The sequence below is a fragment of the Burkholderia sp. AU32262 genome, from assembly GCF_020419985.1.
Taxonomy (GTDB): domain Bacteria; phylum Pseudomonadota; class Gammaproteobacteria; order Burkholderiales; family Burkholderiaceae; genus Burkholderia; species Burkholderia semiarida.
Window position 1 is genome coordinate 145,819 of record NZ_JAIZRS010000010.1, and the last position, 12,895, is coordinate 158,713.

At 66.4% G+C, this 12,895-nt stretch carries 14 protein-coding genes; 9 read left to right on the top strand and 5 right to left on the bottom strand.

Annotation, left to right across the window (positions count from 1 at the left end; genetic code table 11):
* Positions 1–21: 21 nt before the first annotated feature.
* Positions 22–402: a response regulator transcription factor gene (locus LGN10_RS14635; RefSeq protein ID WP_059581410.1), complete on the bottom strand. Its 381-nt coding sequence runs from the start codon at positions 400–402 to the stop codon at positions 22–24.
* 160 nt (positions 403–562) lie between these two features.
* Entirely contained in the window at positions 563–1,597 is a 1,035-nt protein-coding gene (locus tag LGN10_RS14640) for a LysR family transcriptional regulator (protein WP_226224073.1), read from the bottom strand.
* 654 nt (positions 1,598–2,251) lie between these two features.
* Here LGN10_RS14640 and LGN10_RS14645 point away from each other — a divergent pair.
* From LGN10_RS14645 to LGN10_RS14655, 3 genes are all read left to right on the top strand, one after another.
* Positions 2,252–2,962: a PadR family transcriptional regulator gene (locus LGN10_RS14645; RefSeq protein ID WP_059581415.1), complete on the top strand. Its 711-nt coding sequence runs from the start codon at positions 2,252–2,254 to the stop codon at positions 2,960–2,962.
* A 38-nt stretch (positions 2,963–3,000) separates the two neighbouring features.
* Positions 3,001–3,822, top strand: a complete 822-nt coding sequence (locus tag LGN10_RS14650) for a siderophore-interacting protein (protein ID WP_099318115.1) — start codon at positions 3,001–3,003, stop codon at positions 3,820–3,822.
* Between the two features lie 148 nt (positions 3,823–3,970).
* Positions 3,971–4,204, top strand: coding sequence for a hypothetical protein (locus LGN10_RS14655; RefSeq protein ID WP_060317637.1), 234 nt, complete (start codon positions 3,971–3,973; stop codon positions 4,202–4,204).
* A 25-nt stretch (positions 4,205–4,229) separates the two neighbouring features.
* Here LGN10_RS14655 and LGN10_RS14660 read toward each other — a convergent pair whose 3' ends face one another.
* Entirely contained in the window at positions 4,230–4,811 is a 582-nt protein-coding gene (locus LGN10_RS14660) for a phosphatase PAP2 family protein (protein ID WP_060968157.1), read from the bottom strand.
* Positions 4,812–5,246: 435 nt separating this feature from the next.
* On the opposite strand from LGN10_RS14660, the gene LGN10_RS14665 reads away from it, so the two are divergent.
* The 4 genes from LGN10_RS14665 (at position 5,247) to LGN10_RS14680 (ending at position 8,688) form a co-directional block, all read left to right on the top strand.
* Positions 5,247–5,987 (top strand): acetoacetate decarboxylase, encoded by a 741-nt coding sequence (locus LGN10_RS14665; protein ID WP_059581426.1) that lies wholly within the window; start codon positions 5,247–5,249, stop codon positions 5,985–5,987.
* A gap of 52 nt (positions 5,988–6,039) precedes the next feature.
* Positions 6,040–6,825 (top strand): 3-hydroxybutyrate dehydrogenase, encoded by a 786-nt coding sequence (locus LGN10_RS14670; protein WP_099318111.1) that lies wholly within the window; start codon positions 6,040–6,042, stop codon positions 6,823–6,825.
* A 120-nt stretch (positions 6,826–6,945) separates the two neighbouring features.
* Positions 6,946–8,163, top strand: a complete 1,218-nt coding sequence (locus tag LGN10_RS14675) for a patatin-like phospholipase family protein (protein ID WP_226224074.1) — start codon at positions 6,946–6,948, stop codon at positions 8,161–8,163.
* A 60-nt stretch (positions 8,164–8,223) separates the two neighbouring features.
* Positions 8,224–8,688: a hypothetical protein gene (locus tag LGN10_RS14680; RefSeq protein ID WP_226224075.1), complete on the top strand. Its 465-nt coding sequence runs from the start codon at positions 8,224–8,226 to the stop codon at positions 8,686–8,688.
* A gap of 48 nt (positions 8,689–8,736) precedes the next feature.
* Here LGN10_RS14680 and LGN10_RS14685 read toward each other — a convergent pair whose 3' ends face one another.
* Complete coding sequence (locus tag LGN10_RS14685; protein WP_059581438.1) at positions 8,737–9,621, bottom strand: LysR family transcriptional regulator; 885 nt, start codon at positions 9,619–9,621, stop codon at positions 8,737–8,739.
* Between the two features lie 121 nt (positions 9,622–9,742).
* On the opposite strand from LGN10_RS14685, the gene argC reads away from it, so the two are divergent.
* Positions 9,743–10,684 carry an N-acetyl-gamma-glutamyl-phosphate reductase gene (argC, locus tag LGN10_RS14690; protein WP_059644577.1) on the top strand — a complete coding sequence of 314 codons (942 nt, stop codon included), beginning with the start codon at positions 9,743–9,745 and terminating at the stop codon, positions 10,682–10,684.
* 66 nt (positions 10,685–10,750) lie between these two features.
* On the opposite strand, the gene LGN10_RS14695 is transcribed toward argC, so the two are convergent.
* On the bottom strand, positions 10,751–11,674 hold the full coding sequence (locus LGN10_RS14695) for a LysR substrate-binding domain-containing protein (protein WP_226224077.1): 924 nt from the start codon (positions 11,672–11,674) through the stop codon (positions 10,751–10,753).
* A gap of 115 nt (positions 11,675–11,789) precedes the next feature.
* Between LGN10_RS14695 and LGN10_RS14700 the strand changes: the two genes are divergently transcribed.
* Positions 11,790–12,875, top strand: a complete 1,086-nt coding sequence (locus LGN10_RS14700) for a tartrate dehydrogenase (RefSeq protein WP_059581446.1) — start codon at positions 11,790–11,792, stop codon at positions 12,873–12,875.
* Positions 12,876–12,895: the final 20 nt, after the last annotated feature.

Below are 12,895 nucleotides of genomic sequence, written 5' to 3' on the forward strand. Positions count from 1 at the left end.
CGGTAAAGACGGATTTCCGGATCAGGTCCGATTGCTTTCCGAGCCGATCTCCTCCAGGCGCTGCTTGATCTGCGCCGGATCCACCGGTTTGCTGAATACGCAGATCGCGCCAAGCTTCATCGCTTGCTCGCGGGTGGTTTCGGATGGAAAAGCCGTGATGAAGATCACGGGGGGAGCCGGTCCGCGCTCGAGAAGCGCTTCGTACATCTCCAGCCCTGTGATGCCCTTCATCTGGACGTCCGAAATGATACACGCGACGTCCATTATCAAGTCGGCGTCAAGGAACTCCTCGCCGGACTCGTAGACCCTGACCTCCCAGCCGAGCGAACGAACGAGGCTTCGCGTGGCCCTGCGGATGGACCGGTCATCATCGACGATGGAAACAATACCTTGGTTCGGCATACGAGCGGTCCTTGACCTTCAATTCAGTAAAAATATCGAGAACGCGAGCATTTCAGGTCGGCGGCTCGACCGCATCCTATGCCGCCGGCAATCGGCGCGCAAACTATACGTCGGTATGAGTGCCGTCTCGGCCAACACCGTCGTGCGTTGCCCGCGTGTGTCATGCAGTTGCGGCAGTCGCTGCCAGTTGCTGCAGCCCCTTGGGCATGAACCGCGAGTCGTGTCGGCCACTGCCCGCAATCCAGTATGGCGCTGCGTCGCGCCCGCCGTTGATCGCGGGCGTGCCGTCGAAGCTGGCAGTCTCCAGATCGCGAAGCTGGGCTTGAATCCAGTCGATGAACGCCCGTATCGACATCGGCACCTGCCGGCGGTCCGGATAGAGGACAGAAATCGGTAGCGGCGGCGGACCATACTCGTCGAGCACGGTGACGAGCCGCCCTTTTGCGAGCTCTTCCGTCACCATACGCGCGCTGACCTGGGCAATACCGACACCCTCCACCGCATAACGAACCGCCGAACGAACGTCATTGACGGAAATGCGCTCCGCCAGCTTGAGCCGTGTCTCTGCTCCGTCCACCGTGTAGCGGAATTCCCGGGCTGGGCCGAAGCGCCTCGGGGTGTAATGGATGACATCGTGGCAATGAAGGCTATCCGGGTCGGCCGGCGTGCCCCGAACACGCAGATAGTCCGGACTGGCGACGGTCACCACGTGAAAATTCCCGACGCGCCGGCTACGCAGCGACGAATCCGCGAGTTGTCCGACGACGACGGCGCAGTCCACGCCGTTGGCGATCAGGCCGTCCGCATCCCCGCCGACGTCCACGCGCAAGCCCACCTCGGGGTAACTGGCGTGGAAAGCCGGCACGAGCGGCAAAACCGAATGCGCGACCTCCTGGTCGAGGTCCACCGCGAGCCGCCCACGCGCGATCTTCCCCGCCCCGCTGAGTTGCTGCTGCATATGCTCGATCTCGCCGAGAATGCGCTGGCAGTGCTCCTGATACTGCTCCCCCTCCGTGGTGAGGCGAACACAACGGGTGGACCGCTGAAGCAGCGTGACGCCGAGATGCTCCTCCAATCGACGGACCAGCGTGCTGGCCGACGCTGCACTGATACCGAGCATCTCAGCCGCTGCTGTGAAACTGCCCAGTCGGGCGACGTGACTAAACACTGACATCGCATGCAGAGTACGGTCCATGCTGTTCTCCGGAAATCGTTGCGGTAGAAGGATTAACCGGAAGTCTAGAGAACAGTCGGCCGCGGCAATATCACCTCGTGGGAGTTTGGACCTTATACGATGGTGTTAATAGTCGCACCGCGGGCGCAGCGCGATCGAATCGTCCGGCTCGCCGTATTGGACGGAATCGCCCGCCTACCCGCCGGTACATAGCGTGACACCGACCCGGACTCTCTGGACGACAGACCGGCGCAGTACCATTACGCTCCGTTGAGCAATGTGCTGATCTGAAATAGCGCCGTTACCAGGCATGCACCTGCCCGCATTAGTACGCGATCAGAATTACTTGCGGCCATCGAACATTCATTGGCGGCACTTTGAAAACGCCAATCTCATGCCGCCCTCCTCGATGATGGTCCGGACAGCATCTCCGAGAAAAATCCATCCCCGGATCCGGGTTCTCAAAGCTACGGCAACAATCTCCGTCTCGAGACTCTGGACATGTTTTCGGCAGAAGATCCTGTCAACTGCGGGCAAGGCGACCTTTTCTGCAAACGTCAACCACAAGCCCTCCACTCCCGCCCAACGCCACCATCCCGCCCCCAATAATCCCCTTGACGCCCTATCTTTCGATATATATCTTTAGATATGTTTTGCGACACATAGGACACGATCATGCGGCACAACCCCTTCCGCGGCCATGCCCGCTGCGACAGTCATGGTACGTATGCCCGCCCCGACGGGTTCGCCGGTCTCTGGTACGCGATCGGCCGCCACCGTCGCGGCGGCCCCGATGCATTCGGCAGCGGTCCGTTCGGCGGCCGCGGCGGGCGCGGCTTCGGCGATTTCGGCGACGACGGCATGCCGCGCGGCCGCCAGTTCAGCTCCGACGATCTCCAACTGCTGCTGCTCGCGCTGCTCGCCGAGCAACCGAGCCACGGCTACGAGCTGATCAAGGCGCTCGACACGCGTTCGAACGGCTTCTACAGCCCAAGCCCCGGCATGGTGTATCCAGCGCTCACGTACCTCGAAGAAGTCGGCTTCGTCGCGTCGCAGGCGGAAGGCAACCGCAAGCGCTATGCGCTGACCGACGCGGGCCGCGCGCACCTCGATACCCAGCGTGAACGCGTCGATACGCTGTTCGCGCGTCTCACGCACCTTGCCCGCAAGATGGAATTCATGCGCCGCGCGTTCGCCGGGGAATCGGCGGGCAACGAAGCGCAGGAGGAATCGCAAGCCGGCTGGCTGCCGGAATTCGTCGAGGCGCGTCTCGCGCTCAAGCGCGCGCTGCTGCACAAGAGCGCCGCCGATACCGACGAACAGCGCCGCATCGCCGCCATCCTGCGCCGCGCGACGGCCGAAATCGAAGGCGGCGCCGGCGCGTGAGCCGCGCCGCCCCGTCACCACCCAAGGAGAACGGATTGATGCAGAACACGTCCGAACGCACCGTCACCCGCGTGCGCCACACCCTCAAGTTCCGCCTGCTGCAGGTGCTGCGCGTGCATGCCGTGACGCCGCACCTGCTGCGTGTCACGCTCGGCGGCCCCGATCTCGCGGACTTCGAATCCGCGTCGTTCGACGATCACGTGAAGGTATTTTTCCCGCCGCCCGGCGCGGAGCGGCCCGCGCTGCCGACGCTCGGCGCGAACGGCCCCGAGTTTCCGGAAGGCGAACCGAAGCCGGTCGCGCGCGACTTCACGCCGCGCCGCTTCGACCGCGCCGCCTGCGAGCTCGATCTGGAATTCGTGCTGAACCATCCGGGCCCGGCATCGCAGTGGGCCGCGCAGGCACGCGTCGGCCAATGGCTCGGCATCGGCGGCCCGCGCGGTTCGTTCGTGGTCCCGACCGATTTCGACTGGCATCTGCTGATCGGCGACGATACGGCGTTGCCCGCCGTCGCGCGGCGTCTCGAGGAATTCCCGGCCGGGGCGCGCGCGGCGGTCGTGCTGGAAGTGGCCGATCGCACCGCGCAGATCTCGTTCGACACGCGCGCCGACGTGCACGAAATCTGGCGCTTCCGCGCCGAAACCGCCGCGGCGAACGGCGACGTGCTGCTCAATGCCGTCCGTGGCCTGCCGCTGCCGTCGTCCGGCGACGGCTACGTGTGGGCGGCCGGCGAAGCGTTGTCGATGCGCGCGGTGCGCCAGCACCTGACCGGCGAGCGCGGCATCGACAAGTCGCGCATCCGCGCGGCGGCCTACTGGAAGCGCGGCGCGGCGGCCGTGCACGAAACGCTGGAAGACTGACCGGAAACACCGGGTTCGCCGGCGGCCGAAACAATCGTTGCGCCGGCGCAGCGGCGGGCTTGGCACCGGCATCGCGGCTGGTATATATCTGTGTCTGCGCGCCGCTGTCGGGCGACAGCCGCCGCAGCCCGCCCAGGAGCGCCCGGTCATGACAAAAGAAAGCCACGCTTCGCCTTTCCTTCGCCACCTGAAGATCGCCGGTTATTGCGGCCTCGCCGCGGTAGTCCTCGCGTTGTTCGTCGCGATGTGCGCGATCCTGAAGGAAAGCGCCCTCGACCGCGATGCCGCCCGGCATCCGGCCGATACGCCCGAACTGCGCGACGGCGGCGGCGGCCCGTCCGCGTCGGCCGAATCGGCCCGCACGTCCGGCTCGCCCGGCTGACGGCAGCCCGGTCGTTTCCTTCCGCTTACGGTGCCTGCCGGCGCCCCATCACGACGGCATGCACCGAATCGCCGAGCCGTTCGAGCAGCGCGGTCACACGTTGCCCGTACAGGTGCGCGGCCAGTGCGCCGGCCGTGCCGACCAGCACGCCGCCCGCCATGTCGAACGGCCAGTGCACGCCCGCATAGACGCGCCCCCATGCGATCGCCACGGCCATCGCGGCCATCACGAAGCCGGTCACCCGCGTCGTACCGCCGAGCAGCAGGCCAACCGCCATGCTCCACGCGAACGTCATGTGATCGCTCGGGAACGAGCTGTCCGGCGCGTGCGGAATCAGCTGCGTGCCGACGCCCGCCATGAACGGGCGCGGCGAGAACCAGACATGCCCGAGTACCTGCGCGAGCGCAAGCGCCACGCAAACGCCGACCCCGGCCTCGATCGCCTGACGCCGCGCGGGGCGCGCGCCGAAGATCCAGGTCAGCAGCAGCATCGCGGGCAGCGCATAAACGAGCCAGTCGGCGGCGAAGATCGCGAGGCGGGCAATGCCCGGGTGCGGTGCACTCCCGGCGTTGATGGCGGAAAAGAGGGCGAGATTGACGTTCTGCATGAATCGGGTTGCGTGGGGCGTAAAAAGATCGGCCGGTTGCCCGGTCGGATACGAACGATGCCAGGGCGTGGCCGCTCGAGCGGTACCTGATGCGGCCGCCGCCCGGACAAGGCCCGCGCGGCGAACGCACTTAGAGCCTGCACTGCAACACAAGTTCACACAATTGTCATATTCTGGCGCCACCGTCTCCCGTAAAAGCTCACCGCGATTCCCGTAAAGGCTCACCTTTTCACGTCATGGCGTCATCGGCGCGTGCGACCATCGCCCCAACCAGCGTGCCGTCCCGGCCGTTTGCATCGTTCATCTCAATATTGACGCCGCAAATTATTCGAAATCGGCAACAATTAATTCCAGATGCGGCATCGCACAACGGCAACGCACAGGCATACGATTACGACCACTCATCCACGAAGCGATCAACAACAAGGAGTCCGCATGAAACCCAGCGATGTCCGATCGAAAGCGTTTGCGATGCCGTTGACCAGCCCTGCGTTCCCGATGGGCCCGTACCGTTTCGTCGATCGTGAGTTCCTGATCATCACGTACCGCACCGATCCGGACCGCCTCCGTGAAATCGTCCCCGAGCCGCTGCAGGTCACCGAGCCGCTCGTGCAGTACGAATTCATCCGCATGGCCGATTCCACCGGTTTCGGCGATTACACCGAGAGCGGCCAGGTGATTCCGGTCGAGTACAACGGCCAGCGGGGCGGCTATACGTTGGCGATGTATCTCGACGATCACCCGCCGATCGCCGGCGGCCGCGAGCTGTGGGGCTTCCCGAAGAAGCTCGCGTCGCCCACGCTGCACGTGAACACCGATCACCTCCTCGGCACACTCGATTACGGCAAGGTGCGCGTCGCGACCGGCACGATGGGCTACAAGCACAAGGAACTCGACATCGACGAGCAGGCAAAGCGGCTCGCCGGCCCCAATTTCCTGCTGAAGATCATTCCGCACGTCGACGGCACCGCGCGCGTGTGCGAACTGGTGCGCTATTACATGCAGGACATCAAGATGAAGGGCGCATGGACGGGTCCCGCATCGCTCGAGCTGGCGCCGCACGCGCTCGCGCCGGTGGCCGATCTGCCCGTGCTCGAGATCGTCGAGGCCCGCCACATCGTCGCGGATTTGACGCTGGGCCTCGGCGAAGTCGTCTACGATTACCTGGGCCAGTAACGCGTCCGCAGTCCCTTCTCCCTGTCAATCCTTTCACCACGGGAATTCGAACATGAGCAACCTGAATGGCAAGACCGCAGTCGTCACGGGCGCCGCGAGCGGCATCGGCAAGGAAATCGCGCTCGAGCTCGCCAAGGCGGGCGCGGCCGTCGCGATCGCCGACCTGAACCAGGACGGCGCGAACGCGGTCGCCGACGAGATCGTCAAGGCAGGCGGCAAGGCGATCGGCGTCGCGATGGACGTCACCAACGAGGAAGCCGTGAACGCCGGTATCGACAAGGTCGCCGCGACGTTCGGCTCGGTCGACATCCTCGTGTCGAACGCGGGCATCCAGATCGTCAACCCGATCGAGAACTACTCGTTCGCCGACTGGAAGAAGATGCAGGCGATCCACGTGGACGGCGCGTTCCTGACGACGAAGGCCGCGCTCAAGCACATGTACAAGGACGATCGCGGCGGCGTCGTGATCTACATGGGTTCGGTGCACTCGCACGAGGCGTCGCCGCTGAAGTCCGCGTACGTGACGGCCAAGCATGGCCTGCTCGGCCTGGCCCGCGTGCTGGCGAAGGAAGGCGCGAAGCACAACGTGCGCTCGCACGTCGTGTGTCCGGGCTTCGTGCGCACGCCGCTGGTCGACAAGCAGATTCCGGAGCAGGCGAAGGAGCTCGGCATCAGCGAAGAGGACGTGATCAAGAAGGTGATGCTCGGCAACACGGTCGATGGTGTGTTCACGACGGTGCAGGACGTCGCGCAGACGGTGCTGTTCCTGTCGGCGTTCCCGAGCGCCGCGCTCACGGGCCAGTCGTTCATCGTCAGCCACGGCTGGTTCATGCAGTAACGCCGGCGCCTCCCCGACGGGAGGCGACTTGCGCGCCCCTCCTTCTCGAGATGGCGTGCCGTCGATCGACGTCACGCCATCCATCACCGCCGTCCACGGCGGGCTTTCTCGGAGCAATTGATGAAACCGCACGCGCGTACAGAAAAGCAGGCCGTCGATGCGGCGGATCTGCAGCACGAAGCCGGCGCGCCGGCCGCTGCGCGGTCGCTGCCGTACGAAACGATCGCGCTCGTCCTGCAGGGCGGCGGTGCGCTCGGCGCGTATCAGGCCGGCGTATTCGAAGGGCTGCATGAAGCAGGCATCCCGCTCGACTGGATCGCGGGCATCTCGATCGGCGCGCTCAACACCGCGCTGATCGCCGGCAATGCGCCCGAGCACCGCGTCGAGCGCCTGCGTGAATTCTGGGAAACGATCTGCCAGCCGGCGTTCTTTCCGACGATTCCGGCCGCGTTCGAATTCGCGCTGTTCAACAGCATCGATCAGATCCGCACGTTCTTCACCGCGTCGCAGGCCGCCAGCGCGATGATGCAGGGCCAGCAGGGCTTCTTCGTGCCGCGCTTTCCGCCGCCGCTGCCGGGCGTGTCCGACCATCCTGAAAAAATCAGCTGGTACGACACGTCGGCGCTGCGCACGACGCTGCTGAAACTGTGCGATTTCGACCGGATCAATTCGGGCGAGACGCGCGTGTCGGTCGGCGCGGTCAACGTCGGCACCGGCAACTTCGTGTACTTCGACAACTCGCGCATCCGTCTCGCGCCCGAACATTTCATGGCGTCCGGTGCGTTGCCGCCCGCGTTCCCGCCCGTCGAGATCGACGGCGAGTATTACTGGGACGGCGGTGTCGTGTCGAACACGCCGCTGATGGAAGTGCTCCGCGCGCATCCGCGCCGCGACACGCTCGCGTTCCAGGTCGATCTGTGGAGCGCGCGCGGGCCGCTGCCGCGCACGATGGCCGACGTCGCCGAGCGCACGAAGGACGTGCAGTATTCGAGCCGCACGCGTTTCGTCACCGACACGCTGCAGCGCGAACAGCGCTACCGCAACGTGCTGCGCCACGTGCTCGAACAGGTGCCGGAAGCGCAGCGCAAGAACGACCCGTGGTGCGTCGAGGCCGAAGCGATGTCGAGCGGGAAGAAGTACAACATCCAGCACCTGATCTATCAGCAGAAGGCGTACGAGCATCACTACAAGGACTATCAGTTCGGTCTGTCGACGATGCGCGACCACTGGTCCGCGGGTCTCGACGACATCCGCAAGACGCTCGAGGTGAAGGACGGCCTCGCGCTGCCCGTCAACGACGCGGGCTTCGTCACGCACGACATTCACCGCCGCCGGTAATGCCGTGTACGACGGGCCGGTGCGCCGCGTGCGCCGGCCCGTCCTCCTTTCCGATTCGACATGCCGATTTTCATTGCGCTATTCGCGCTCATCGCCCTGGGCTGGGGCGCCGTTCACCTGTTTCACGTCATCGCCGCGCAGTTCGGCCAGCCGGTCGCGATCGCGGCCGCCGTGCTGGCCGCCGCGCTCCTGATCGCGCTGATCGCGTGGTGGCTCAAGCGCCGCCGCGACATCGCACCGAACACGAAGGAAGAAGGCTGGACGCACGTCGTGCATCGCGCGTGGGGCGAGTTGCGCGTGTCCGCGACGCAAGGGCTGCTGTGGCTGTCGCGTGACGGCGCGGACGGCCGCTATACGCTGTCGCAACTCGACGGTTGCGAGGCCGCGCCGATCGACGGCCGCTGGCATCTCATCGTGCGCGTGCGCGACGCCGTGCACGGCGAATGGAAGCTGCCGATGATGGACAAGCGCGATGCGCGGCGCTGGGCGCGCGTGCTCACGCTGGCGAAAGACAACCGGCTCTGAACGCGTGCGGGCCGCGCGGCCGGCACGGGCCAGCCGCACGACGGCCCGCTATCGCGCACCGAGCGCCCACAGCGCATCGAGCACGTGCTGCGTCGCCCGTTCGACCGAGCCCGCCCGATGCGCAATGCCCAACTCGCGCCACAACGCCGGCCGTAGCGGCCGCATGACGATGCGCGCATCCGGCAGCGGGGCCCCGGCCTCGTGCGGCAGCAGCGTCGCGCCGTACCCTGCGGCGACCAGGCTCTTGATCGCATCGTTGTAGTTGAGTTCGATCCGCGGCTCGGGCCGGTGGCCGGCGAGCGCGAACCATTCGGCCGTGAGCCGCGACAGGCGCGTCGTCGCATCGTTGAGAATCAGCGGCCGCGCGGCCAGATACGCCGGCGTCACCCGAGCCGGAAGCGGCCAGTCCGCAGGCAGGAAAGCCATCACCGGGTCTCGACGCCATGGGCGGATCGACAGCCCCGCGACCGGCGCCTGCGGCAGCGCGACCAGCCCGACATCGAGCGTGCCTTGTGCAATGCGCGCCAGCGTGTCCTGCGACGTGAGCACCGCGATCTGCACGTCGATATCCGGATGCCGCGCGCGCAATCCGGCCACCGCCTGCGGCAACAGATGCGCGATCGCACCGGTCGATGCGCCGAGGCGGACACGCCCCGTCAACCCCTGCACCTGTCGCTGCACGTCGTCCAGCGTGGCTTCGACTTCCGCCAGCAGACGCCGCGCCCGCTCCACCAGCACTTCGCCGATCGCCGACGGGCGCACGTTGCCGCGCGTGCGCGACAGCAGCGGCGCGCCGACGCGGCTTTCCAGCTCGGCGACATGCAGGCTGACGGTCGGCGGCGCGAGATGAAGCCATTGCGCCGCCGCCACGAACGATCCGTGGTCCGCGATCGCGACCAGCGTACGCAGACGGTCCAGACTGATCTCGCGCATCACACACCTCTCGTTCAGGAAAGCTGAATCGGACGGTCAGTAAATTCAACTTTTCCTATTCTAGGCGTTCGGTGGACGATACGGCTTCCCCCGACGATCGAACGCGACGCACACGACCATCATGAGCCTCCCCATTGTCTTCATCGACGGCGACCAGGGCACGACCGGGTTGCAGATCCACGCGCGGCTGCGCGACCGCACCGACGTGCAACTGCTCACGCTTCCCGCCGCCGAACGCAAGGACGCGGCGCGGCGCGCCGACGCGCTCAACGCGTGCGATATCGCGATCCTGTGCCTGCCCGACGCGGCCGCGCGCGAAGCGGTCGGCTTCATTCGCAACCCGGCGGTACGCGTGATCGATGCGAGTTCGGCCCATCGCACGCAGCCCGACTGGGTCTACGGCTTTCCCGAGATGGCCGACGGACATGCACGGCACATCGCTCATGCGAAGCGCGTGACCAATCCCGGCTGTTACCCGACCGGCGCGATCGGCCTGCTTCGCCCGCTGTTGCAGGCAGGCCTGCTGCCGCGCGACTACCCGGTGAGCATCCACGCGGTGTCCGGTTACTCGGGCGGCGGGAGGGCCGCCGTCGACGCATTCGAATCGGGCGACGCCGCCGCCAACGCGTTGCCGCTGCAGGTCTACGGCCTCGCGCTCGAGCACAAGCACGTGCCCGAGATCCGTCAGCATGCGGGGCTCGCGCACCGCCCGTTCTTCGTGCCGGCCTACGGTGCCTATCGGCAAGGCATCGTGCTCACCATCCCGATCGAGCTGCGCCTGCTTCCGGCCGGCGTGACGGGCGAGCGCCTGCATGCGTGTCTCGCGCATCACTACGCGGATGCGCATCACGTCGACGTGATGCCGCTCGCGGACGCACGCGCGGCAACGCATCTCGACCCGCAAGCGCTGAACGGCACCAACGACCTGCGGCTCGGCGTGTTCGTCAACGAAGATCGTGGCCAGGTGCTGCTGTCCGCCGTGTTCGACAATCTCGGCAAAGGGGCATCCGGTGCCGCCGTGCAGAATCTCGACTTGATGCTCGGTGCGCGACACGCGGCGTGACGCTCCCGCGGGCATCGTCGACGGTGCCTGCGCACGTCTCCTGCAAAAGCTCACCTTTAGCCGGTTTCAGGCCGCATCGTCACCCGCGGCCGCATTCAGGCCGGCGAGCGTCTCCACCAGAAAATCCACGCACACGCGCACCTTCGCCGATGCCGCGACGCGTTCCGGATACACGGCCCAGATGTTCGCGGGCTGGATCGCGTCCGGCAGCACGCGGCACAACGCGCCGCGTTCGATCAGCGGCCCGGCTTCCCAGATCGAGCGCAGCACGATGCCGCGCCCGGCCAGCGCCCACTGCACGGCCACCTCGCCATGGTTCGTCGACAGCGCACCGCCGACCTTCACCGTGGCCGTCTCGCCGCGCACGTTCAGCCGCCATACGCCGAACGGATGGTCGCGCTCCTTGATCGCGAGACAGTCGTGCGACGCGAGATCCGCGAGCGAGCGCGGCATCCCGCGGCGCGCGAGATAGTCGGGCGACGCGCACAGCACGCGGTAATTCGCGGCGAGTCGGCGCGCGATCAGATGATCGGCGATGTCGTCGCCGATGCGCACGTCGAGGTCGTAGCCTTCGCCGGCCACATCGACGAGCCGGTCGAACAGATCGAGCCGCACGTTCAGTTGCGGATAGCGCGCGCTGAAGTCGAGCAGCGCCGGCGCGACGACGTGCCGGCCGAAGCCGAAGCTGCTCGACATGCGCAGCGTGCCGCGCGGCACCGTGCGCGTGGTCGACACGTCCTCGACGAGATGATCGACGTCGTCGAGAATTTTTTCCGCACGCGCGAACACGCGCTCGCCGGCCTCGGTCACCGTCATGCGACGCGTCGAGCGGTGCAGCAGACGCGTGCCGAGCTGCGCCTCGAGCATCGCGATGCGCTTGCTGACATACGCGGGCGACACCGCGAGCTGCTCGGCGGCCGCGCTGAAGCTCATCAGTCGGACAACCAGGCTGAACACGCGCAGGTCGTCGAGGTTCGGCGATTTATTCACGATTCGTGGAAAGTCGATTAACTTTTGCGTGATTTTAATCCAGATTGAAACAAATAGAATGACGTGACGGGCCGCTGCCTTCCCGGTAGCCGGCCGAACAGCCAAGGAGATTTGCATGACCGACAGGACTTACAGGATCGCCGTGATCCCCGGCGACGGCATCGGCCGCGAAGTGATGCCCGAGGGCCGGCGCGTGCTCGACGCCGTGACCGCGCGCTTCGGCATCCGCTTCGACTTCGTCGAGATCGACTGGGCGAGCTGCGACTACTACGCACAGCACGGCACGATGATGCCGGACGACTGGAAGGCCCAACTGTCGGGCGTCGACGCGATCCTGTTCGGCGCCGTCGGCTGGCCCGCGACCGTGCCCGATCACATTTCGCTGTGGGGCTCGCTGCTGAAGTTCCGCCGCGAATTCGACCAGTACATCAACCTGCGGCCCGCCCGCCTGTTCGACGGCGTGCCGTCGCCGCTCGCCGGCCGCCGCGCGGGCGACATCGATTTCATGATCGTGCGCGAGAACACCGAGGGCGAATATTCGTCGGTCGGTGGCACGATGTTCGAAGGCACCGAGCGCGAAGTCGTGATGCAGCAGTCGATCTTCACGCGGCACGGCACCGAGCGCGTGCTGAAATTCGCGTTCGAGCTCGCGCAGCGGCGCGCGAAGCGCGTCACCGTCGCGACGAAAAGCAACGGCATCGCGATCAGCATGCCGTGGTGGGATGCGCGCGCGGCCGAGATGGCCGAACGCTATCCGGAGATCGCGGTCGACAAGCAGCACATCGACATCCTGTGCGCGCGCTTCGTGCTGCAGCCGGACCGCTTCGACGTCGTCGTCGCGTCGAACCTGTTCGGCGACATCCTGTCGGATCTCGGGCCGGCCTGTACGGGCACGATCGGCATCGCGCCGTCGGCGAACCTGAACCCGGACCGCACGTTCCCGTCGCTGTTCGAGCCGGTGCACGGCTCGGCGCCCGACATCGCGGGGCAATACATCGCGAATCCGGTCGCGATGATCTGGTCGGCGGCGATGATGCTCGACTTCCTCGGCAACGGCACGGGCCGCGAACGCGACGCGCACGATGCGATCGTCGCCGCGATCGAGGACGTGCTGCGCACGGGGCCGCATACGCGCGATCTCGGCGGCAAGGCGGGCACGCAGGAAGTGGGCGAGGCAATCGCCGCGCGGGTTGCGGGTTGACGGTCATGCCCGGCGCTCGC

Coding starts and splice junctions, on each gene's coding strand:
- LGN10_RS14635 (WP_059581410.1), bottom strand. CDS start 402: ATGCCGAACCAAGGTATTGTTTCCATCGTCGATGATGACCGGTCCATC.
- LGN10_RS14640 (WP_226224073.1), bottom strand. CDS start 1,597: ATGGACCGTACTCTGCATGCGATGTCAGTGTTTAGTCACGTCGCCCGA.
- LGN10_RS14645 (WP_059581415.1), top strand. CDS start 2,252: ATGCGGCACAACCCCTTCCGCGGCCATGCCCGCTGCGACAGTCATGGT.
- LGN10_RS14650 (WP_099318115.1), top strand. CDS start 3,001: ATGCAGAACACGTCCGAACGCACCGTCACCCGCGTGCGCCACACCCTC.
- LGN10_RS14655 (WP_060317637.1), top strand. CDS start 3,971: ATGACAAAAGAAAGCCACGCTTCGCCTTTCCTTCGCCACCTGAAGATC.
- LGN10_RS14660 (WP_060968157.1), bottom strand. CDS start 4,811: ATGCAGAACGTCAATCTCGCCCTCTTTTCCGCCATCAACGCCGGGAGT.
- LGN10_RS14665 (WP_059581426.1), top strand. CDS start 5,247: ATGAAACCCAGCGATGTCCGATCGAAAGCGTTTGCGATGCCGTTGACC.
- LGN10_RS14670 (WP_099318111.1), top strand. CDS start 6,040: ATGAGCAACCTGAATGGCAAGACCGCAGTCGTCACGGGCGCCGCGAGC.
- LGN10_RS14675 (WP_226224074.1), top strand. CDS start 6,946: ATGAAACCGCACGCGCGTACAGAAAAGCAGGCCGTCGATGCGGCGGAT.
- LGN10_RS14680 (WP_226224075.1), top strand. CDS start 8,224: ATGCCGATTTTCATTGCGCTATTCGCGCTCATCGCCCTGGGCTGGGGC.
- LGN10_RS14685 (WP_059581438.1), bottom strand. CDS start 9,621: ATGCGCGAGATCAGTCTGGACCGTCTGCGTACGCTGGTCGCGATCGCG.
- argC (WP_059644577.1), top strand. CDS start 9,743: ATGAGCCTCCCCATTGTCTTCATCGACGGCGACCAGGGCACGACCGGG.
- LGN10_RS14700 (WP_059581446.1), top strand. CDS start 11,790: ATGACCGACAGGACTTACAGGATCGCCGTGATCCCCGGCGACGGCATC.